This window comes from Vreelandella lionensis (genome assembly GCF_044543515.1).
In the GTDB taxonomy this organism is placed as follows: Bacteria; Pseudomonadota; Gammaproteobacteria; order Pseudomonadales; family Halomonadaceae; genus Vreelandella; species Vreelandella lionensis.
In genome coordinates this window covers 17540-39617 of record NZ_JBITWC010000028.1, presented here as the reverse complement: position 1 = coordinate 39617, position 22078 = coordinate 17540, and the positions used below count along the sequence as shown (strand labels likewise).

General features: G+C 56.0%; 16 protein-coding genes. 7 read left to right on the top strand and 9 right to left on the bottom strand.

From position 1 onward, the window contains the following. Nucleotides 1–149 precede the first annotated feature (149 nt). The 7 genes from ACIGG6_RS15835 to ACIGG6_RS15805 all read left to right on the top strand — a co-directional run bounded on the left by ACIGG6_RS15835 (nucleotide 150) and on the right by ACIGG6_RS15805 (nucleotide 9321). On the top strand, nucleotides 150–959 hold the full coding sequence (locus ACIGG6_RS15835) for an enoyl-CoA hydratase/isomerase family protein (RefSeq protein WP_399845731.1): 810 nt from the start codon (nucleotides 150–152) through the stop codon (nucleotides 957–959). A 72-nt stretch (nucleotides 960–1031) separates the two neighbouring features. After that, entirely contained in the window at nucleotides 1032–3212 is a 2181-nt protein-coding gene (locus ACIGG6_RS15830) for an acetate--CoA ligase family protein (RefSeq protein WP_399845728.1), read from the top strand. Continuing rightward, complete coding sequence (locus ACIGG6_RS15825) at nucleotides 3209–4012, top strand: enoyl-CoA hydratase-related protein (protein WP_399845725.1); 804 nt, start codon at nucleotides 3209–3211, stop codon at nucleotides 4010–4012. Before ACIGG6_RS15830 ends, ACIGG6_RS15825 begins: the two co-directional genes overlap by 4 nt. Before the next feature lie 129 nt (nucleotides 4013–4141). Continuing rightward, a complete protein-coding gene (locus ACIGG6_RS15820) occupies nucleotides 4142–5980 on the top strand; it encodes an SLC13 family permease (protein ID WP_399845723.1) in 1839 nt (612 codons plus the stop codon). Nucleotides 5981–6097: 117 nt separating this feature from the next. Continuing rightward, nucleotides 6098–6856: a DeoR/GlpR family transcriptional regulator gene (locus ACIGG6_RS15815; RefSeq protein ID WP_159342413.1), complete on the top strand. Its 759-nt coding sequence runs from the start codon at nucleotides 6098–6100 to the stop codon at nucleotides 6854–6856. Nucleotides 6857–7005: 149 nt separating this feature from the next. Next, the gene (gene glpK, locus ACIGG6_RS15810; protein WP_399845720.1) at nucleotides 7006–8490 is read left to right on the top strand and encodes a glycerol kinase GlpK; all 1485 of its coding nucleotides are present in this window, start codon (nucleotides 7006–7008) and stop codon (nucleotides 8488–8490) included. A 606-nt stretch (nucleotides 8491–9096) separates the two neighbouring features. Beyond that, nucleotides 9097–9321 (top strand): hypothetical protein, encoded by a 225-nt coding sequence (locus tag ACIGG6_RS15805; protein ID WP_399845717.1) that lies wholly within the window; start codon nucleotides 9097–9099, stop codon nucleotides 9319–9321. A gap of 115 nt (nucleotides 9322–9436) precedes the next feature. Here ACIGG6_RS15805 and ACIGG6_RS15800 read toward each other — a convergent pair whose 3' ends face one another. From ACIGG6_RS15800 to betA, 9 genes are all read right to left on the bottom strand, one after another. Then, the gene (locus ACIGG6_RS15800; RefSeq protein ID WP_399845715.1) at nucleotides 9437–11077 is read right to left on the bottom strand and encodes a glycerol-3-phosphate dehydrogenase/oxidase; all 1641 of its coding nucleotides are present in this window, start codon (nucleotides 11075–11077) and stop codon (nucleotides 9437–9439) included. 125 nt (nucleotides 11078–11202) lie between these two features. Next, on the bottom strand, nucleotides 11203–12942 hold the full coding sequence (locus ACIGG6_RS15795; protein ID WP_399845712.1) for an ABC transporter substrate-binding protein: 1740 nt from the start codon (nucleotides 12940–12942) through the stop codon (nucleotides 11203–11205). A gap of 82 nt (nucleotides 12943–13024) precedes the next feature. Beyond that, nucleotides 13025–13297: a DUF2160 domain-containing protein gene (locus ACIGG6_RS15790; protein WP_083023748.1), complete on the bottom strand. Its 273-nt coding sequence runs from the start codon at nucleotides 13295–13297 to the stop codon at nucleotides 13025–13027. Between the two features lie 11 nt (nucleotides 13298–13308). Then, the gene (locus ACIGG6_RS15785; protein ID WP_399845709.1) at nucleotides 13309–14202 is read right to left on the bottom strand and encodes a carbohydrate ABC transporter permease; all 894 of its coding nucleotides are present in this window, start codon (nucleotides 14200–14202) and stop codon (nucleotides 13309–13311) included. Nucleotide 14203: 1 nt separating this feature from the next. Beyond that, the gene (locus ACIGG6_RS15780) at nucleotides 14204–15091 is read right to left on the bottom strand and encodes a carbohydrate ABC transporter permease (RefSeq protein WP_399845706.1); all 888 of its coding nucleotides are present in this window, start codon (nucleotides 15089–15091) and stop codon (nucleotides 14204–14206) included. Beyond that, on the bottom strand, nucleotides 15084–16184 hold the full coding sequence (locus ACIGG6_RS15775) for an ABC transporter ATP-binding protein (protein WP_399845703.1): 1101 nt from the start codon (nucleotides 16182–16184) through the stop codon (nucleotides 15084–15086). Before ACIGG6_RS15775 ends, ACIGG6_RS15780 begins: the two co-directional genes overlap by 8 nt. After that, entirely contained in the window at nucleotides 16177–17277 is a 1101-nt protein-coding gene (locus tag ACIGG6_RS15770) for an ABC transporter ATP-binding protein (protein ID WP_399845700.1), read from the bottom strand. Before ACIGG6_RS15770 ends, ACIGG6_RS15775 begins: the two co-directional genes overlap by 8 nt. 374 nt (nucleotides 17278–17651) lie before the next feature. Beyond that, entirely contained in the window at nucleotides 17652–20138 is a 2487-nt protein-coding gene (locus ACIGG6_RS15765; protein ID WP_399845697.1) for an acyl-CoA dehydrogenase, read from the bottom strand. A gap of 192 nt (nucleotides 20139–20330) precedes the next feature. Beyond that, nucleotides 20331–22004, bottom strand: a complete 1674-nt coding sequence (gene betA / locus ACIGG6_RS15760) for a choline dehydrogenase (protein ID WP_399845695.1) — start codon at nucleotides 22002–22004, stop codon at nucleotides 20331–20333. Between the last annotated feature and the right edge of the window lie 74 nt (nucleotides 22005–22078).

Here is a 22078-nt window from a genome sequence, read left to right as displayed (position 1 = left end):
TAAATGTTTTTGCTACAGATGTATTGACGTCGTCCCAGCGACTACTCTATCGTTCGAAAAAAACACATACGTTTCTTTTTACTTAAAATAAAGAAACAAACGTTTCGTTAAGTTTTGACGACTAATCCGAGGAGGTTAGAAAAAGCACCATGCCTGCTGACGCTACTGCGCTGCCCAATTATGAAACGCTGCTGGTGAGTTTGAATGCTCGCGTATTGACCGTACGACTGAATCGCCCGCAGCGCCTCAACGCGGTCGTTGAAATGCTCTACCAAGAACTGCTGGATGTGCTGCGAATGGCACAGCAGTCGCCTCAGGTCAGGGCGGTGGTGCTGACCGGTGAAGGGCGCGCGTTTTGTGTCGGTGCCGATATGAAGGCCCACGGCAGCGCTAAGCGCACGCTGTTTCAGCGCCGGGCGTATTTGCAGCTGGGCAACGACGTATGCGAAGCCATCGCCAAACTCAGTAAGCCGGTGGTAGCAGCTGTGAACGGCTATGCGCTGGGGGCTGGCGCGGAGATGGCGGTCTCCTGCGATTTTATCGTGATGGCTGACGAGGCGCAGATTGGTTTTCCAGAAACCAGTATTGGCACTTGCGTGGGCGGCGGTGTTTCAAAATTGCTGCCTCAACTGGTGGGGCTCACCCAAGCCCGGCGCTTGCTCTATTTAGGCGACAAAATTCATGGGCAAGAAGCCGCCAAGATCAGCTTGGCGCTGGCCAGCTACCCCCAAGCGCAGCTGATGGCCGAAGCGCAAACACTCGCCGAGCGGCTTGCCAAGCAGGCACCGGTTTCTATGGCGATGCTCAAGCCGCTGGTCAATCGCAGCGCCCATACCAGCATGGAGAGCCAGCTGCAGCAGGAGCTGGATGCGGTGTTTACCTGCTCCACCACCGAGGACTGGCAAGAGGGGGTCGATGCCTTTGCCGAGCGGCGCCCGCCTAATTTTCAGGGCCAATGAGTATGGGCTTAACCCTTAAAAACGAGTTCTGAATCAAGCCGTCGCGCACTTCTTTGTCAAACAGGTTACGCCATGAACACTATTGAAGGTCATCTTCCAGTCCGCAGTCCGCTGCATGACATCTTAGCCCCCACCGGGATTGCCATCGTTGGAGCCTCTGCGGACCCGACCAAGCGGGGCTATAAAGCCATGGTAGGGCTGATCAACGGCGGCTACCGGGGGAGCATCTACCCGATCAACCCAAAAGCCGATCATATTCTAGGTGTGAAGGCGTGGCCCTCTATTGCCGAGATGCCGGGCAGCCCCGAGCTTGCGCTGCTGTGTACGCCTGCCGCCACCGTGCCTGCGCTGATTGCCGAGTGTGGCCGCCGTGGCGTGAAGGGGGCGGTGATTCTTGCCAGCGGGTTTGGCGAAATCGGTGAAGCGGGGGCGGCATTGGAGGCGCAAATGATGGAGGCCGCCCGTGCCCACGGTGTGCGTATTATCGGCCCGAATACCTCCGGCATGTTTAACCTGCACCATCAGATCAACTTACTGGCGCTGGAGAACGTCAAACCGGGCGATATCGGTATTGTTTCTCAATCCGGCAATATGCTGCTCTCCTTGGCGCTGGAGGCCCAGCACAACGGGCAGGTGGGGTTTAGCACCTACGTTGGCCCGGGCAACCAGAGTGATATCGGCTTTAACGATTACCTGCGCTACCTAGGCGAAGACGAGCATACCCGTGTGGCGACGCTCTACGTGGAAGGCTTCCGTGACGGGCAGCAGTTTCTGAAAGTTGCCCGTGACGTGACCGCCATGAAGCCGGTGGTGGTGTATAAATCCGGTGCCACCGAGCAGGGCCAAAAGGCTGCCAGCTCCCATACCGGTGCGTTGGCCGGTAGTTATCAAATGACCGTCGATTTGTTGCGTCAGGCAGGCGTTAGCGTGGTGCAGTATTCCGATGAAATTCTGCCCGTGGCGGAAGGTTTGGGAAGGCTGCAAAAAGCCCCCGGTAAGCGCGTGGCGGTGATTTCTGACGGCGGCGGCCAAGCCACCATTGCCGCCGATCGTTTAGCTGAAGCGGGCCTGACGCTGGCTGAGCTTTCCGACGCCACTCGTTCTGCACTGCGCGAGGTGTTACTGCCTCAGGCGTCTACCCTTAACCCGGTGGACGTGGCGGGCTCCTCGGATGCGAACCCCTCGCTGCTGGCAAGCTGCATTGAGCTGGTGATGGCGGATGAAGGCGTCGATAGCGTCTTCCTGGTCGGCATGTTCGGCGGGTATAGCCTGCGCTTTGCGGAGTCACTGATGGGCGACGAGATGCGTGGCGCGGAGCGCATGGTAGAGCTTGCTCAAGCCTCCGAGAAGCCGCTGGTGATTTACAGCCTCTACGCACCCATCAAACCGCCTGCGCTGCGCCGTTTACACGAAGCCGGTTTGCCGGTGTATTCCTCGATTGAGCATGCGGTGTGCGTGCTTGCTGCTTTAGGTGAGCGAGGAGAGTACCTAGCCAACCAACAAGTGCAGGAGACGATAGCGCCCGCCGCGCCATCGGAAACAGGCAAGGCCATGCTAAAAGCGGCCAAGGCAGAAGGGCGCGATTTACTGGAGTTTGAAGCGAAGGCACTGCTGGCGGAGCATGGTATCGCGGTGCCCGAGGAGTGGCTGGTGCGTCGTGAGGACGAACTCGCCGAGATACCCCAGCGCACGCAGAGCAGGCCGCTGGCGATGAAGGTGGTTTCGAAAGATATTCTGCATAAATCCGACGCGGGCGGCGTCAAGCTCAACCTGGTGGGTGACACCGCACTGCGCGATGCCTTTCAGGCCATTCACTCAAACGCCCAGGCTTACGACCCGAACGCCCAGATAGAAGGTGTGCTGGTCACGCCAATGGCGGAGAAGGGCGTTGAGGTGATTATCGGCATGCTCCGCGACCCGATTTTCGGCCCGGTGCTGATGTTTGGCTTGGGCGGTATCTTTGTGGAGGTGCTAGAGGACGTGGCCTTCCGCTCGCTGCCGCTGACCCTGCGCGACGCGCAGTCCATGGTCGATCAACTTAAAGCGCAAAAAGTGCTGGCTGGGGTGCGCGGGGCGGCGGGTGTCGATAAGCAGGCGCTGGTGTCACTGCTGATGCAGGTATCCCAATTGGTGGACGCCTACCCGGAGATTTGCGAGCTAGACTTGAACCCGGTGATTGCCTATCCGAAAGGTCATTCTGCCGCTAACTATGCCATCGTCGATGCCCGAATTATTGTGGAGCGCCACTTATGAGCCGAACACTACCTGAATTAACCGACGCTACCCTAACGCTGGAAAACCGTGTGGCAACGCTCACTCTTAACCGCCACGACGTGCGCAATGCGCTTACCGGCACGGCGCTGGTGGATGATATCGTCGCCACTGCCGCATGGGTGAACCGTTGCCAGGACGTCTCGGTGCTGGTGATCACAGGGGCGGGGAGCGCTTTCTGTGCCGGGGGTAATGTAAAAGACATGGCCGAACGCGGCGGCGACTTTGCGGGGGACGTAGCCGAAGTCGCTGAGCGCTATCGGCAAGGGATTCAGCGAATGCCGCTGGCACTCAATCAAGTAGAAGTGCCCATCATCGCCGCCGTGAACGGGGCAGCGATTGGTGCCGGGTTTGATTTGGCCAATATGGCCGACTTGCGTATTGCATCCCGCAAGGCGAGTTTTGGTGAGACGTTTCTTAATTTAGGCATCATCCCCGGCGATGGCGGGGCGTGGTTTATGCAGCGCCAAATTGGCTACCAGCGTGCCTTTGAGCTAACCCTTTCAGGCCGAGTGATCAGCGCTGATGAAGCGCTTGCCTATGGTGTAGTGCTGGAAGTCGTGGAGCCGGAGCAACTGATGGAAGCCGCTCTGGCCCATGCTAACCGCATGGCGGCCCAGCCGCCGAGAGCAACGCGCCTCACCAAGCGGCTCATGAAAATGGCCCCGGATATGGAGCTGAAACCGTTTCTGGATGTGTGCGCCGTGTTCCAAGGCATGTGCCACAACGAACCGGAACATCTAGAAGCCGTTGAGCGGTTACTGGCACGAATGAAACGCTAACCCGCGCGCTATTTTTTCCTATTTTTCAGTGCTTGTACGGCTGTATAGTCATCGCCTAATGTGATGCTGAACACTCCGAACTTTCCGTGTTAGGGAAGAGGAGCGACAACATAGGGAGATGACACGCGAATGACTCTGGAAAGTTTAGGGCTGACCCCCAGCACGCTGGTGTTTATCGTGCTGGGGCTTACGCTAGTGGCCTTTATCTGGGGCCGGTTTCGTTATGATTTGGTTGCTTTGGCGGCCCTGCTAGGTTCCGTAATGCTCGGGCTGGTGCCAGCGGATGAAGCCTTTGCAGGCTTTGGCCATCCGGCGGTGATTACCGTGGCAGCGGTGCTAGTGTTAAGCCGTGGCTTTGAGCGCTCTGGCTTGGTGGATGTCATCGCCAATCAGGTGCTCAAAGTGGGTGAGCGCTTAATGCTGCAACTGCTCGTACTGGTGGGTACGGTCGTTGTGCTGTCTGGCGTGATGAATAACGTAGGGGCGCTGGCGCTGCTGCTGCCGGTGGCCATGCGGCTTGCCCGTGAACACAATACCTCTCCTTCGCTGCTGTTGATGCCGCTAGCGTTTGGGTCGCTCCTGGGTGGATTGACCACGCTGATCGGGACGCCGCCTAACATCATTATTTCCACTTACCGGGGCAATATTACCGGCGACAACTTTGGCATGTTTAGTTTCTCACCAGTAGGCATAGTGGTGGCACTCGTTGGCTTGGCATTTATCGTGCTGGTGGGCTGGCGATTGACGCCCAAGCGCAGTAGCCAAGCGGCAGCGGATGACATGTTCGATACGGCTAACTACCTGGTCGAGTTGAAAGTGACCGAGGACTCCAAGGCCAACGGGTTGACCCTGCAGCAGTTGCGCGATGAGCTCGAGGAAACCATTCCCGTTTTGGCGGTGGTTCGTGAAGACAACCGTCGAGCGGGCTACCAGTTTCATGGCGTGCTTCGTGAGGGCGACATCCTGCTGCTGGAAGCCGGCCCCGACGAGCTGAAGCTGCTGGAGGACAAAGTGGGTCTTAGCGCCATTGCCGAACCCGAAGAGCCAGAGGATGGACAGGAGCAGCGCGAGGACGCGGAGAAGGGCGATGAACGTCAGCCGGTCGATACCGAAGGGTTACAGCTCATCGAAGCCGTCGTGCGTAACGATTCGATGATGATCAATCGTAGCGTGCGGCAGCTGCGCCTCAACCATCAGTTTGGCTTGCATTTAGTGGCCGTGGCCCGTGACGGTGGCCGCTTGAAGCAGCGACTGCGAGACATTCGTTTTCAAACCGGTGACGTGTTGCTGCTTCAGGGCAGTGAGAACGAAATCGCCGATAGCCTATCGACCCTCGGCTGCCTGCCGCTGGCCAACCGTGAGCTGCATCTGGGGCAGCCGCGAAAATTGGCCGTGTCGGTGGGTATTTTCGCCTTGGCGATCGTCGCGATGCTGTTCGATCTGCTGCCCGCTGCCGTCGCCATGAGCACCGCCGCGCTGGTGTCGCTGCTGATTGGCGTACTGCCGTTGAGGGATGGCTATCAAGCCATCGATGGCCCGGTGATCGTCTTGCTTGCCGCCATGCTGCCCGTGGGCGAAGCGCTGGAAACCAGCGGCGGTGCGGATATCATAGCCGACGCGCTGCTGCGCTTTGGCGTGGAGTGGCCGATTATCGTCTCCTTGGTGGGACTGTTTCTGCTCTCCATGCTGCTCTCCAACGTGGTAAACAACGCAGCCGCCGCTTTGCTGATGGCGCCCATTGCGGCCAGCCTCGCCAACGGCTTCGATGCTTCGTTGGACCCGTTCTTGATGGTGGTGGCCGTGAGTGCTTCCTGTGCGTTTTTAACCCCGATTGGGCATCAGTCGAATACCCTGGTGTTAGGCCCCGGTGGCTACCGGTTTGGTGATTATTGGAAGCTGGGGTTGCCGCTATCGCTGGTGGTCATGGCGGCGGCCATTCCCGCCATTCTGTGGGTGTGGCCGCTATAACCTAGCTGTAAGGCCACGCCAAACATCGGCCTGTTCGAATGTTCGCGCTATTAGATTCCGAAAATTTTGCTAATCTATAACGCACATAGACCAACAAATATCGAACAGGCCGGGCTTATGAACCAACAGTACCGCCAGGATGCCATCGTCGAACTGGTTCGCCAGCACGGCTATATGAGCATCGAACAGCTCACCGAACACTTCGCGGTCACGCCCCAAACCATTCGTCGGGACTTGAACACGTTGGCCAACGACGGCCGCGTGCGTCGGGTTCACGGCGGCGTTGGGGTAGAGTCCAGCACGGTGAATACTGCTTATAGCACCCGTAAAACCCTGCATCTCGAAGAGAAAGAGCGCATTGCCCGGTGCTTAGCGCAACACATTCCTCACCACGCATCGCTGTTCATTAATATCGGTACCAGTAACGAGATGATCGCCCAGGCGCTTTTAGAGCATCAAGGGCTGGAGATCATTACCAATAACTTGAACGTGGCGGCGATTCTGCAGCATAAAGAGGACTTCACCGTGATCATCGCGGGGGGGCAGGTACGCTCTCGAGATGGAGGAATCATTGGTGAGGCCACCATCGACTTCATCAATCAGTTCAAAGTGGACTACGGCATCATCGGGATCAGCGGCATCGACGAGGATGGCTCGCTGCTGGAGTTCGACTACCAAGAGGTGCGCGTTGCCCAGGCGATCATTGCCAACTCCCGCCGGGTGTATCTAGCCGCCGACTACTCGAAATTCCACCGTAACCCGGTGGTGCGTCAGGGCAATATCTCCCAGTTGGATGCGCTGTTTACCGACCGTAAGCCCCCCGAGGCGATTCAACGGCTGCTCACCCAACACGATGTAGCGCTGCACATTGCTTAGCGCCTGCTACAACAGCGCTTAGGTGTGCTTTGGCTAAGGTGGGAGAGTTTCATACTTGAGCATTCCAGACGCCTGGAGTAGCCTTGAATGATAATAAAACGAAACAAAACAGACAAAATCGAAAGATCCTACAACAAAGTGAACGCGATATGTCCACCTTTATTCTCGCCATCGATCAAGGTACGACCAGCTCCCGCGCGATTCTGTTTGACCGCCAAGGCCAAATAGCGGCAGTTGCCCAGCAAGAGTTTCCTCAACACTTTCCGCAAGATGGGTGGATCGAGCACGATCCTGAAGACATTTGGGATTCAGTGATTGCCACCTGCCGCGAGGTGTTAGGCAAAGCCAAAATAACGCCAGAACAAGTGGATGGCGTAGGCATTACCAACCAACGTGAAACCACCGTGGTGTGGGACCGTGCCACCGGTAAGCCGCTTTACAACGCCATTGTGTGGCAAGATCGGCGCACCTCCGAGCGCTGTCAGGCACTACGTGACGAAGGCCACACCGAGGTCGTGCAGGCGAAAACCGGCTTGTTGATCGACCCTTATTTTTCCGCCACCAAACTCGCCTGGATTCTCGATAATGTCGAGGGTGCCCGCGAGCGCGCTGCCCGCGGTGAACTGGCTTTCGGTACCGTCGATAGCTTTCTGATGTGGCGTTTAACCGACGGTAAAAGACACGTGACCGATGCCACCAACGCTTCGCGCACGGCGTTGTTTAATATTCATCACCAAACTTGGGATGACGAACTGCTGGCACTGTTTAATGTGCCCGCCAATATGCTCCCCGAGGTGAAAGATTCAAGCGACGATTTTGGCACCGTAGAAGCCCACTGGCTGGGTGCGCCATTGCCGATTGCGGGTGTTGCAGGCGACCAGCAGGCGGCGCTGGTAGGGCAGGCGTGCTTTAAACCCGGCATGGGCAAAAGCACTTACGGTACAGGCTGTTTTATGATTGTGAATACCGGGGAAACGGCCTCGGTATCGCGTAATCGCCTGTTAACGACCATTGGCTACCGCATTAACGGCAAGCCCACCTATGCCATGGAGGGCAGCATCTTTGTCGCAGGGGCAACAGTGCAATGGCTCCGGGATGGGTTGAACCTGTTTGCCGATGCCTCGGAAACCGAAGCGCTGGCCCAGAAAACCCGCAGCGGCCACAGCGTTTATTTGGTGCCAGCCTTTACCGGGCTAGGTGCGCCCCACTGGGACCCCAAAGCCCGTGGCGCTATTTTCGGTCTCACCCGCGATACCGGCATTGCCGAAATCGTTGCAGCGGGGCTTCAGGCGGTGTGTTATCAAACCCGCGACCTGCAGCACTGTATGAACGATGACATGGAAGCCGCACCGGGCAACCTGCGTGTCGATGGTGGCATGGTGAAAAACAGCTGGGTCATGCAGTTCTTGGCCGATATGCTCAATGTTCAGGTAGATCGCCCGACGATTCTAGAAACTACGGCACTGGGGGCAGCTTACCTAGCGGGGTTACGCTTGGGCTGGTATGACACCTTAGAAGAGATTGAGCAGCTCTGGCGCTGCGAGCGTAGCTTTACACCCACCATGGAAGAGGCAACCCGTGAAAAGCTCTATCAAGGCTGGCTAGATGCGGTTTCTCGGGTGCGCTCCAGCTAAACACACTGCTTGGAAATAAGTGATATAACGCCGCTAAGCTTTCAGCGGCGTTTTTTTATGGTTGTTTTCTAGCGTCGCTATCGCCCTTGGTCGTATAGATGTGTCGTTATTTAAGTGTAAACTTCACTCGCTTTTTAATTTATTCGCGAGTTTCTTGTTTTTAAGGATCGTTAGCTGACTCGCTTCTTTTCCGCCTTGTCTGTTAAAACAGTCGTTTAACTCCCTTCCTGAAAGTAACCATCACCAAACATGGTGTTATGGTGCGTATGTAGTCAAGCTACAACCCCGCCTGCTGCCAATGATGCATTGTGAGCATTGCTTGCGTGAACCATAGTGAAGTCATGGATCAGGGCGGTGTTTTGTTATCCCGATACACCGAACCGCTCCTTGCTACACACCGAGGCGCTGCCGCATTACCAGGGCGCTTAAGGCGAAGGTCTTGTAACGCTTGTGACCGTTTCGCAGTTACCGAACTGGGCACTTACCCGGCCCAGCATGAGTAGCAATGTCACCATTCGTCGTTAATTAAGATGGCTGCTTGATTATTTAATAAATGAACTTCAAGCAATAACAAGCAGCGGCTGACCATACCATGAGGAACTTAACATGAACTGCATCGAACTGAGCCAACAAGCCGACCGTATCGCTAGCTCTTTCAGCAAGCAAGATTTAGCCAAGCTAGTACTGGCGCTGAAAGGCAACCGTGAGTCGCTCCAACATGCTGTTGAAGTTATCGACACCATCGATAGTCGTGCAGGCTGCACACTGGAAGAAGCATGGGATGAGGTGTTAGCGGGCGATTCTCAATTGCTCGTTGAACACGAAGAGTAATTTCTTAACTAGCTTACTCACAATTTTAATACCCCCTGCTATTGAGTTAGCAGGGGGATTTTTTATGCCATTTATAACGGATGCCGGTTAACGTCCTTGTTTCCTGAATTCAGGTTTAAGAGAGTGTTTCTACCGGTGGGCGAGAGGTATCGCGGTTCTCTTTAAAGTAAGTGGTGAACCGCTCTTCGGCCTCTTCGCCAAATAGCACCCGACAGGCCTCTTTAAGCCCAGGCGACTGGCGCAGCTGTTCATGGTGCACCACCAGAGACACCTTAGCGCGGCGGCGTAGGAAGTCTTCCAGCTGGGTGATCATCTCATGGTCCCGCGCATGCTCTAACTCACAGCGAATATACTCGGTGCCTTCGATCAAAATGTCGGCTTCAGAAGGATCTTGGCGGATTTTTTCGAGCATGGGCATCGCCTGTTCCGCATAGCGCCGCCACAACCGCGAAGAGAGTGGCTCTGAAGATGTCGCCGCCGTCATGGCATCCAGGTTCATGCGTTTCGCTTGATCCATAAACTGCTGCTTTACCGGCTCGGGTGGTTCGCCGTACCAGTGGAAGTTAGGATCGCTTAACGGCACGCCAAGCCGTTTGACGTCTTCTGCAATTTCATCACCTACGTTGAGGCAATCCGTCAGTTTGCCGCCAAAGATGCTGATATGCGCGCTCTCTGGGTTGGTATCGATCACGTGTTTGCGCGATAGCTGCAAGAAATCCCGGTCGCTGCCCTGATCGGCTTTAATGGCCAAGGGGCGTACGCCGCAGCGTGTAGAGATAATATCGTCTTGGGTCAGCGGTTTGTCGAGCGTTAGGCGTTTGTTGATGTTTTCCAAAACGAACGCGATATCGTCGGCCGTTACGTCGACTTCTGGATGCTCCATATGGGTATCTGTAGTACCGATACAGGTACGGTTGCCCATTGGAATCACAAAGAATAGCCGCCCATCATCCGCAAAAAAAGCCAGCACCCGCTTGGTATCGGTCAGTTGCGGCACGATGAGGTGAATGCCTTTGGAGTAAAGATGCTGGTGGGTGGTTTTTTGCCCGGTGAGCGCATTGTGTTGGTCGACCCAGGGGCCTGCAGCGTTGATCAGCACTTTAGAGCGGATATTAAACGTGCTGCCATCCATCACATTACGCGCTTTGGTGATCCAGGTGTCACCCTCGCGCTCAGCACCCATTGACTCAACGTAATTAGTGGCCACCGCGCCGTAGTTCAGCGCATGACGTACAAAATTAAACACAAAACGGGCGTCGTTATCGTGGAGGTAGGCATCGGAATACTCGAACCCGCCTACGGCGCCGTTGATATCAATAATGGGTTCTTCTTGCTTAATTTTTTTAGGCGAGAGCAAGCGTGGCAGTTTGGTAAAGCCATTGCCCATTAGCCAGTAGAGCCAGGTGCCCGCCCATAAGTAGCGAGGAGAGTGGCGGAAACCTTTAGTAATCGTGGTGAGGAAGCGAATCTCTTGAACCGTCGACGGGTAGCTTTTAATTAAGTGGTTGCGGCTTTTGCACAGCTTGCGTACCAGTGCAAAGTCTTTGCTTTCCATATATTTGATGCCGCCCCAAACCAGATTTGAGGAGTGCATGCTGGTACTGCCAGCAAAGTCGCCACGGTCGATCAGGGCCACTTTGGCACCTTTGCCTGCTAAGGCGGCGGCGGTTGCTGCACCATTGATGCCGCCACCGATAATCAGTGCGTCAAAGTCATCAGTGTGCAATTTCTCGACATTACGGTTACGCAGTTTCATAGCGGTTCCAATTAATAAAGAAAAAGCCCCGTGTTGGTATGCGGTATCAACCTGTGGTTAAGGCATGCTGCCTGCCGCTGGTAACACCACTGATAAAGGGCGGGCTTGCGCCCGCCCAGCAGGTATTAGCGGGTACCGGCCGCCATCCATGCTTCCATCATTTCATCGTAAGGAACGGTGGTTCCCTGCGGCATTTCATCGTCAAGCTTCGGCTTCGGTGCGCCTTCCTGGTCAAGCCAGTACTGCGGGTCGCGCTCTTCGTTCAGCACCGGGGCGTAGCTGTCGAAGACGTTGGCGCGGGCCAAACGGTTCATGGTGTTATCCAAATCGGCCGCCAGCTTATCCAGGCCCTCCTGGGGAGTTACTTCGCCACTCATAACCGGTGCCAAGTTCTGCCACCACAGCGGGGCCATCCGGGGGTAGTCAGGTACGTTGGTACCGGTAGGCGTCCAGTTAGACTCGTTCGGGCTGCGGTAGAACTCCACCAAACCGCCTAGCTTGGGTGCCATTTCGGTCATCTGATCTGAGAAGATGTCAGATTCACGAATCGGCGTTAAACCGTGCATGAGTTTTTCCAACGAGGTGGTTTTCGCTACGGTGAACTGGGCAAATAGCCAAGCAGCGGTGCGGCGGTCTTCAGGAGTGGAGTCGAAGAACGTCCAAGCGCCTACGTCCTGATAACCTACTTTCATGCCTTCTTCCCAGTACGGGCCGGTGGGAGAAGGTGCCATGCGCCAAAGCGGGTTGCCTTCATCGTCGGTCACCGCAACAGACGGGTCTGTCATGTCAGCGGTAAAGGCGGTGTACCAGAAGATTTGCTGAGCGATATGGCCCTGGGCGGGTACGGGGCCAGCTTCACCAAAGGTCATGCCTTGAGCTTCAGGCGGTGCGAAGTCACGCAGCCAATCCACGGCTTTCTGCATCGCAAACACCGAGGCGGGGGAGTTGGTCGCACCACCGCGGCTTACGCTTGCGCCAACCGGCTGGCTATCCTCGTTGACACGAATACCCCAGTCATCCACCGGGTTACCGGAAGGTACGCCGGGGCTGCCCATACCTGCCATGGAGAGCCAGGAGTCATGGAAGCGCCAACCCAACGATGGGTCGCGACGGCCGTAGTCCATGTGTCCGTATATCTTGGTACCGTCGATTTCACCGACATGCTCGGTAAAGAACTCGGCGATATCTTCATAGGCGGTCCAGTTGGTGGGCACGCCTAGGTCATAGCCGTAAATTTCACGGAACTGCTCTTGCAGGTCTTCACGTTGGAACCAGTCATAGCGGAACCAGTACAGGTTGGCGAACTGCTGGGTAGGCAGTTGATAGAGGCTGCCATCCGGGCCGGTGCCGTACTGCAGGCCGATGAAGTCGTCTAGGTCCAGAGTGGGTAGGGTGTAATCCGCCCACTCGTTTTCCATCGCTTGGCTTAGGTTGATGGTGGTGCCGTAGCGAATATGGGTGCCGATGGAGTCGGTGTCGTTTACAAAACCGTCGTAGATGCTGTTGCCGGACTGCATCTGGTTCTGCATGGTATCAACCACATCGCCTTCGCCAATGATGTTGTGGGTCAGGTTGATGCCGGTCAGCTCGCTAAACGCAGGGGCGAGCACTTCGCTTTCGTACACGTGGGTGGTCAAGCCCTCGGCCACGGTCTGAATATCCATTCCGCGGAAGGGTTCGGCAGCCTTGGCAAACCAAAGAAGCTCTTCGATCTGCTCTTCACGGCTGAGCGTCGAGTCCTGGAAGTGTTCATCCACCAAGCGCTCAGCGATTGCCCGTGCGTCGTGGTCGTCTGCCATTAGGCTCCCCGATGCGAGCATAAGGCTAGCGGCGAGGGTAGTGAGTTTGAACTTATTATTACGCATGTTGACCTCGTTTTGTTGTGCTCTTCCTTGATAACGTGAGCGTCCTTGATACCGCCGTACATCCGCTGAGTGGGCCGTTGGCCTAACCCCAGCGCATCAACACCAGCAGCCATACCGCTGATAGTGCCAGTGCTATCCAGATGGATAGCGTAGTGAAGCCAATAACACCCAGGTGAATAAACGCGGCGGAAAGCAGGCCGATAAACAGCCGGTCGCCGCGGGTGGTGCTAATCGGTAAAAAGCCTTTACGTTCGATGGTGGGCGAGAGAATTTCCCACAGCGTCATCCCTGCTAGCATCGCTGCAATGGATGAAAAGAAAATGGCAGTCGGGGTAGTCCATACCATCCAAGTCATGGCGGTGCTCCTTAGGTGCGGCCCAGGGCGAAGCCCTTGGCGATATGGTTACGAACGAAGTAGACCACCAAAATGCCTGGCACGATGGTGAGTACACCAGCGGCAGCAAGCGTGCCCCAATCAATGCCCGAAGCGGTGGAGGTCCGTGTCATGATCATGCCGATCGGTTGAGCGTCGGTGGCGGTCAGCGTGCGTGCCAGCAGCAGCTCTACCCAAGAGAACATAAACAGGAAGAACAGCGTGACGCCGATACCGGAGCGGATCATAGGAATGAAAATCTTGATAAAGAAGCGCGGAAAGCTGTAACCGTCGATATACGCAGTCTCATCAATTTCTTTTGGCACGCTGCTCATAAAGCCTTCCAGAATCCAGATCGCCAGCGGAATATTGAACAGACAGTGGGCCAGGGCCACGGCGATATGGGTATCGAACAAACCTACCGAGTAGTAGAGCTGGAAGTAGGGCAGCAGAAACACCGCAGGCGGTGCCATCAAGTTGGTGAGCAGCCAGAAGAACAGGTGCTTATCGCCAATGAAACGGTAGCGGCTGAACGCATAGGCGGCAGGCAGCGCCACGCAAATCGTGATCAGCATGTTGAGCGCCACATACAGCATTGAATTCACATAGCCCATGTACCAGCTGGAGTTAGTGAAAATGCCGATGTAGTTATCAAACGTCATGTTTTTGGGCCATAGCGTCATGGAGCCCAAAATCTCGCTGTTGGTCTGCAGCGACATATTGATCAGCCAGTAAATCGGCAGGATCATAAGGAACAGGTACAGCCCCAGCAGAAACCGCGAGCGAAAGCGGCTGCGCGCGTTACGTTTGCGCCGCTGTGCAGGCGTTGTCCGGCTAAATATGGTGTTGTACTTCTCGCCCTGCTGGGCGTTATCTAAGCGGTACATATCATGCTCCCCCGTTCGGGTTCTTATCTTTTTGCATGTGCATGATGGTGGTGTAGAACACCCAGCTCACGAGCAAAATAACCAGGAAGTAAATGATCGAGAACGCGGCAGAAGGCCCCAGATCCTGCTGGCCGATCGCCATAGTTGCGAGTGACTGGCTCAGGAAGGTGGTGGAGCTACCCGGGCCGCCGCCGGTCAGTACAAAGGGCTCGGCGTAAATCATGAACGAGTGCATAAAGCGCAGCAGCACCGCAATCACCAGTACGTTAGTGAGTTTGGGCAGTTGGATATAGCGGAAGATCGCCCACTTAGAGGCACGATCAATACGCGCCGCTTGGTAGTAAGCTTCGGGGATAGAACGCAGGCCGCTGTAGCAGAGCATGGCCACTAGCGGCGTCCAGTGCCAAACGTCCATCAAGATAATGGTTGCCCAGGCATCGCCCGAATTACGGGTAATGTTGTAGTTGATCCCTAGCTCCCGCAGACCGTAGCCCATGAGGCCGATATCGCCACGGGTGAAGATTTGCCAAATACTGCCTACCACGTTCCATGGGATCAGAAGCGGCAGGGTAATCAAGATCAGTACAGCAGAGGCCTGCCAGCCGCGTTTAGGCATAATCAGCGCAATGCCAATGCCCAAAGGCACTTGGATGGCGAGAATGGTCAGGGAAAACAGAATCTGGCGCACGAACGCGTCACGTAGTGCAGAGTCGTTCAGAATGCTGTGGAACCACTCGGTGCCGGTGAAGAAGCGGGCATTAGGGCCCAGCACGTCCTGAACCGAGTAGTTGACCACGGTCATCAAGGGGATGATGGCCGAAAAAGCCACCAGTACCAGCATGGGAAGTACCAGCAGCCATGCGCGGTTATTGAGTACTTTATTATTCATGGCCGATCTCCACTAGGTATTCATCGACGTAGAGCGCGATGTGCTGATCGGAAAACAATGCATGGGCAGCGTCACCTACCGGCGCGTGACCTTCAGGCAGGCGCGCTTTGAACAACTGGCCGTTCAAGGTAAAGCTCAGCAGCGAGTAGGTCCCCAAGTCCTGCAGGTTGACCACTTCAATCGGTACGCTGTTTGGCTCCGGCGAGTTGCTGACCGTAATGAACTCCGGACGAATGCCAAGCTTGATATTGCTGGAGCCTGCGGCGGCCACGCTGCGGCTAACGGCCTCATTCACCGGTAGCGGCAGCTCGCCAAACATCACTTTGCCCGCTTGGTGAGACACGCTCATAAAGTTCATGCCCGGGCTGCCAATAAAGTAACCCACGAAGGTATGCGCCGGTTTTTCAAAAAGCTCCCGTGGCGTGCCGAACTGCACCACCTGACCGTCATACATCACCGCGATTTTGTCAGCGAAGGTAGAGGCTTCGAGCTGGTCGTGGGTGACGTAGATCATGGTGATATTGAAACGCTCATGGATCTCTTTGAGCTTACGGCGCAGCTTCCACTTGAGCTGTGGGTCAATCACCGTCAGGGGTTCGTCAAACAGGATGGCGGAGACATCATCGCGGACTAGCCCGCGGCCCATGGAGACCTTCTGCTTCTCATCGGCAGTGAGGTTTTTGGCTTTCCGAGAGAGGAGCGGCGTGAGATCGAGGATATCGGCAATTTCCCGAACTTTAGGGTCGACCTTGTACTCTGGGGTGTTCATATTACGCAGCGGGAAAGCGAGGTTGTCGTACACCGTCATGGTGTCGTAGATCACCGGGAACTGGAACACCTGGGCAATATTACGCTCTTCCGGCGGCAGCTCGTTCACGCGGTGGCCATCGAACAGCACGTCGCCTTCTGAAGGCTCCAGCAGACCGGAAATGATGTTCAACAGAGTTGATTTACCGCAGCCCGACGGGCCGAGCAGTGCATAAGCGCCGCCCTGGTGCCACACGTGGTCCATCTGACGAATCGCGTAATCGCTATGGCTGCTAGGGGTTTTGCTGTAGCTGTGTGCCAAGCCTTTTAAGGTAATCTCAGCCATGGGCAACGCTCCCTTGAGCAGAAGAGGGGATATGCACGGTGCTGCCCTGTTTATCAAAGGCGTACAGCTGATGCGAAGGGAAGTAGACGTTAATCGCGTCGTTCACGTGAAACTCATGGATACCTGCCAAGTGAAGCACCAGCGGGAAGCGTTCATGACGCACGTGCAAAAACGTTTCGGAACCGCTGATTTCAGCAACATCGACCAGTACCGGCAGTTCTAGATCATCGGCAGACTGAGGTTTAAGGGTGATATGCGAGGCGCGGACGCCAAAGTCGTAATCGCCAGGGGCGAGCCGCTGGAGGCCGGGGTCGCAGGGGAAGTGTAGCGATTGGTCAAAAGTGATTTCCGTCGCGGTCAGCTTGCCTGGCACGATATTAATCGGCGGTTCGGAGAACATTTCGGCGCTGTGACGACCATTGGGTTCACGGTACACCTGTTCGGTGGGGCCGTACTGCAGTAGCTTGCCTTCATGCAGTACTGCCGTATTGCCGCCTAGGGCCAGCGCTTCGTTGGGCTCGGTGGTGGCGTAAACGGCAATACAGTTGCGCGCTTTAAACAGTTCGCGTAGCTCATCGCGTAGCTCTTCGCGCAGTTTGTAATCCAGGTTCACTAGCGGTTCGTCGAACAGAATCAGGTCGGCATCTTTGACTAGCGCCCGGCCCATGGCGGTGCGCTGCTGCTGCCCCCCTGAGAGCTCTTGGGGGTAGCGGTCGAGCAGATGTTCGATATGCAGCATTTCAGCAATACTGCCTACACGCCGATCAATTTCCTGTTGAGGCGTGTTGGCCAGCTTTAAAGGAGAGGCGATATTGTCGCGAACCGTCATGCTTGGGTAGTTGATGAACTGCTGGTACACCATGGAAACGTTGCGTTTGCGAACCGAAACGCCGGTGACATCTTTGCCGTCCATGAAGATACGTCCGCGGGTGGGCTCCTCTAAGCCTGCCATTAGACGCATGAGCGTGGTTTTGCCCGCCAACGTGCGCCCGAGCAATACGTTAAAGGAACCGGGTTCCAGTTCGAGATCAACCCCACTGATATGGGTCTGACCCCCGACGACGTGGTCGATATTTTGCAAATGTAAGGACATGCCGATCTCGCTAGCGTCGTTGTTATTGATAGGTGGTATCGATAAATGTGTAATGCGCTGATCGCGAGGGAGGGTGGTTGGCCGTACTTATTTGCCGATTATTGTGTGGCAACCAACCCATGCGATATTTTCATTAACGAAAGGCTAGTTGATCACTTACGAACTTGCAACGCTTTTGATGGCCGTTTGTATTCGCTTTTAGGCGTATAAAAAGCCAAAAATGCGTTGTTAAGGTGTTTGAGGAAACGACACTGCATCTTCTGTATTAAGAGTGGATAGCAGCCATGTTCGTTTGATTCGTTTTGGAACATGACATCAGGCCAAAAAAAACCGGCCCTGGGAGGGCCGGTTAGTGATCTGATTAGAGGGATACGTTATTTGATGCTGGTTTCTGTTGGCGAAGCGGCCTTGGCCGGTGCCGCGTTATGGTCAATCAGCGTCGACTTATCGTTGGCAAAGGCGTCGTAGGCAAAGTCATCGACGGTCAGCATTTCCAGCACTTCGGCTTCAAACGTGCGCATAAAGGCGGCGTCTTCTTCATTGATCAAGCCTTTTTCAAGCGCTGCCTCTACCCGTGCTTCGGGGTGGAGTGCCGTTTGCGGCAGTTCCCCTTTGGCATAGGCCTTGTTCACCGTGCGGTAAATCACTTCCGCGCGTTCATAATCCCCTAGCAGAGCGTTATAGCGGGCCAGCGGATTGCTAACGGTGCCGTCATCTTTGTCCCAGGTGTTGGCAAGCAGCTTGCTACGCAGCGCGCTATGGGTAGACACCCGCTGGGCAATGTCGCGGGCCAAGTCATCGTGGGGTTTGTTCCAGCGGCGGCCGGTGGGCATCACCACAACTTTCAATACGTTACCTAGCGCGCGGTTTGGCAGGTTGTCGAAAATCTCCACAAACGCCTGCTCAGCACGATTGAGTAGGAACTGCAGGCTGTAGTGAAGCAGCGCTTCCTCGCCTTCTACTTTATTGCCGTTATGCCACTGCTTGAGCACCATGGAGGCGAGGTAGAGGTTAGAAAGTACATCGCCCAGACGCGCCGAGAGCATTTCGCGTTTTTTCAGCGTAGAGCCCAAGCTAGCCATGGCGGCATCAGCGCACAGGCCGAAACCAGCCGAGAGGCGAGCGATATCCTGCGCGTAGCTAGCAGCGGGGCCGCTAAACGGAACGCTCGGCTTACCCATGCCTAACCCTAGCGTAAAGGCGCGCGCCGCGTTGCCAAAGATTAAGCCTGCATGGCCGAAGAAGGCCTTATCGAAGGCTTTCACATCGTTGGCATCTTTGGCAGCCAGCTCTTCCAGCACGTAAGGATGGCAACGAATCGCGCCCTGACCAAAGATCATCAGGTTGCGGGTCATGATGTTCGCGCCTTCAACGGTAATGGCCACCGGGTTAGCGCTATAGCCAATGCCCAGATAGTTTCGCGGGCCAAGCGTTACTGCTTTACCGCCGTGCACGTCCATTGCATCGCTAAGCAGCACGCGCTGGAATTCGGTCAGCTGGCTTTTCAGGATGGCAGAGGGTACCGCTGGCTTTTCGCCATGGTCGATCAGGTTAGCGGTTTGGTACACCGTGGCCGCCGAAATGTAGGCCAGTGACGCCATGCGAGCCAGAGGCTCTTGCACGCCTTCCATCTCTGCGACCGGTACGTTGAACTGACGACGCACGCGGGTAAAACCGCCGCTCCAGCCCAGCGCGTAACGCGCGGTACCGGTGGCGCCAGAAGGCAGCGTGATGCAGCGGCCAATCGAGAGACACTCCACCAGCATACGCCAGCCTTGGCCGATCATACCCGGGCCACCGATAATGGTATCCAGCGGTACGAACACGTCTTTACCCTTAATCGGGCCGTTCATAAACGGGCTACCAATCGGGTGGTGGCGACGGCCAATATCCATACCCTGAGTATCCCGGGGGATCAGCGCCAGGGTAATGCCGCGATCTTCTTCATCGCCCAGCAGCTTTTCCGGGTCGAAAAGGCGGAATGCTAGGCCAACAACCGTAGCGATGGGGGAAAGGGTAATCCAGCGCTTCTCAAAGTTGAGTCGCACGCCCACCACTTCTTCACCGTCAATGACTTGTTTGCATACCACACCGGTATCCGGCAGTGAGGTCGCGTCAGAACCCGCGCGGGGGCCGGTGAGGCCGAAGCAGGGAATTTCGCGGCCATCTGCCAAGCGTGGCAGGTAGTGGTCTTTCTGCTCTTGGGTGCCGTACTTCAGCAGCAGTTCTCCTGGGCCGAGAGAGTTGGGTACGCCTACGGTCACCATCAGGGTTTCGTTGGCGGAGAGCTTCTGCAGCACCATGGATTGCGCCTTGGCAGAAAATCCCAAACCTCCGTACTCCTTCGGAATAATCATGCCGAAGAAGCCTTCTTTTTTCAGGTAGTCCCACAGCTCTTGGGGCAGGTCGGCGCGCTCACGGGCGATATCCCAGGCGTTGCACATGCCAGCGGCTTTTGAGCACTGGTTGTCTAAAAACGCCTGCTCTTCGTCACTTAGGCCGTCGTCTTTGAAGTCGAGCAGCGATTGCCACTGGGGCTTACCTGAGAAAAGCTCGCCATCCCAGGAAACGCTGCCCGCTTCCAGCGCGGTGCGCTCGGTAGCCGATACTTTCGGCGCTACCTTTTTGAAGGTGGCAAAAATACGCGGGGTTAGCCATTTGCTGCGCAGTGCAGGAAGGCCCGCCACGGCTACTGCGGCGGCGGCAATGAGTAGCAACGTGCCTATGATCGGTGCGCCTAACACAACGCCAATTAAGCCCAGTACGCCTAGTAGGGCAAGGGCAGTGGTAGCACCTGCCTCGCGGCGCATCACCACGAGCAAGCCCGCAACGGCCAGCACGATGAGTAGTAAGGTGAGCATGGGGGGATCTCCGTGGATGGTTATTAATGAACGTATTTAAACGTATGTTTGAATATTCGCAGAGACGCCTGTCTAAGTGCAAGCATTTCACCGTTATACGTTCGCTATATACGCTTTACTGTAGCGCAGTTGAGGCATAAAAAAACGCCATGGCGCTAGGTCATGGCGTTTTATCAAAGGCGAGTGTGTCACTTACGCCTGCTTTGCCGGTGCTCCGTTAGCAACGTAGTACTCAACGTTAGCGCGGGGCAGCGGCTCGCGACCCCGAATACGGTCGGCGATTTTTTCTGCCAGCATGATGGTTGGCGCGTTCAGGTTGCCGGTAGGAATGACCGGGAACAGTGAGGCATCCACCACGCGCAGCCCTTCAAGCCCATGCACGCGGCCTTGGGCGTCGGTGACGGCCATCTCGCCTTCGCCCATGCGGCAGCTACCGCAGGGGTGGTAGGCGGTTTCGGCGTGCTGCTTGACGAAGCTATCAAGCTCTTCGTCGCTCTGCACGTCTGGGCCGGGGGCGATTTCCCTGCCTCGGTATTGATCAAACGCAGGTTGGGCGATGATCTCGCGGGTCAAACGAATCGCATCGCGAAACTCTTCCCAATCTTTCTCTTTGGCCATGTAATTGAACAGAATGCTCGGTGCCGCGTGGGGGTCTTTAGATGTCAGACGAATACGGCCGCGGCTTTCTGAGCGCATGGAACCGACGTGTGCCTGGAAGCCATGCGCTTGAACGGCACTCTTGCCGTTATAGCTAATGGCGATAGGCAGGAAGTGGTACTGCAGGTTCGGCCACTCCTCTTCATCACGGCTGCGAATAAAGCCACAGGACTCAAACTGGTTGCTGGCACCCACACCGGTGCCGTTAAACAGCCATTCGGCACCAATTTTCGGTTGGTTGTACCACTTCAGCGCCGGGTAGAGCGAAATAGGCTCTTTGCACTCGTACTGAATGTACATTTCCAGATGGTCTTGCAGGTTTTCGCCGACGCCGGGTAGGTCGTGCACCACGGGAATGCCCAGCTCTTTCAGCCACTCCGAATTACCGACGCCTGAGCGCTGGAGAATCTGCGGTGAGGCAATTGCGCCGCCACACAGCAGTACTTCACGGCGTGCGCGTGCCTGCTGGGGCTGGCCTTTCTGCTCGTAGCGTACGCCAACAGCGCGCTTACCATCGAACTCAATGACATCTGTGACGGCGTGAGTTTCGATGGTCAGGTTGCTGCGCTGTTTGGCAGTGTCCAGGTAACCACGGGCGGTGGAGGCGCGGCGGCCCTTCGGCGTCACAAAGCGGTCCATGGGGCCGAAGCCTTCCTGCTGGTAGCCGTTGACGTCGTCGGTTTCCGGGTAGCCAGCCTGTTTGCCCGCTTCTATAAAGACGCGGTAAAGCGGGTTGTTGCCTGCTTTGGGCGTCGTCACGCTGACCGGGCCATCGCCGCCGTGGTAGTCGTTCGGGCCGATATCGCGGGTTTCACACTTTTTGAAGTAGGGCAGGCAGCTTTGGTAGTCCCACTCTTCCAAACCGGGCTGTTTGGCCCAGTTGTCGTAATCCAGGGCATTGCCGCGGATATAGCACATGCCGTTGATCAGCGATGAGCCGCCGAGTCCCTTGCCACGGCCACACTCCATGCGACGGTTGTCCATGTACGGTTCGGGGTCGGTTTCAAACGCCCAGTTATAGCGCTTGCCTTGCAGTGGGTAGGCCAGGGCTGCGGGCATTTGGGTACGAAAATCGAAACGGAAGTCAGGGCCACCGGCTTCCAACAGCAGCACGCTGACATCGCTATCTTCGGTCAAGCGAGTGGCGAGTACGTTACCCGCAGAGCCAGCGCCGATAATAATGTAATCAAATTCACGTGGTTGAGACATCAATGTTTCTCTCATCAAGAGGGTAGTCAGCGGGCACAGGTAGGCAAGATGTACAGATGCCTATCTGTGCCGCC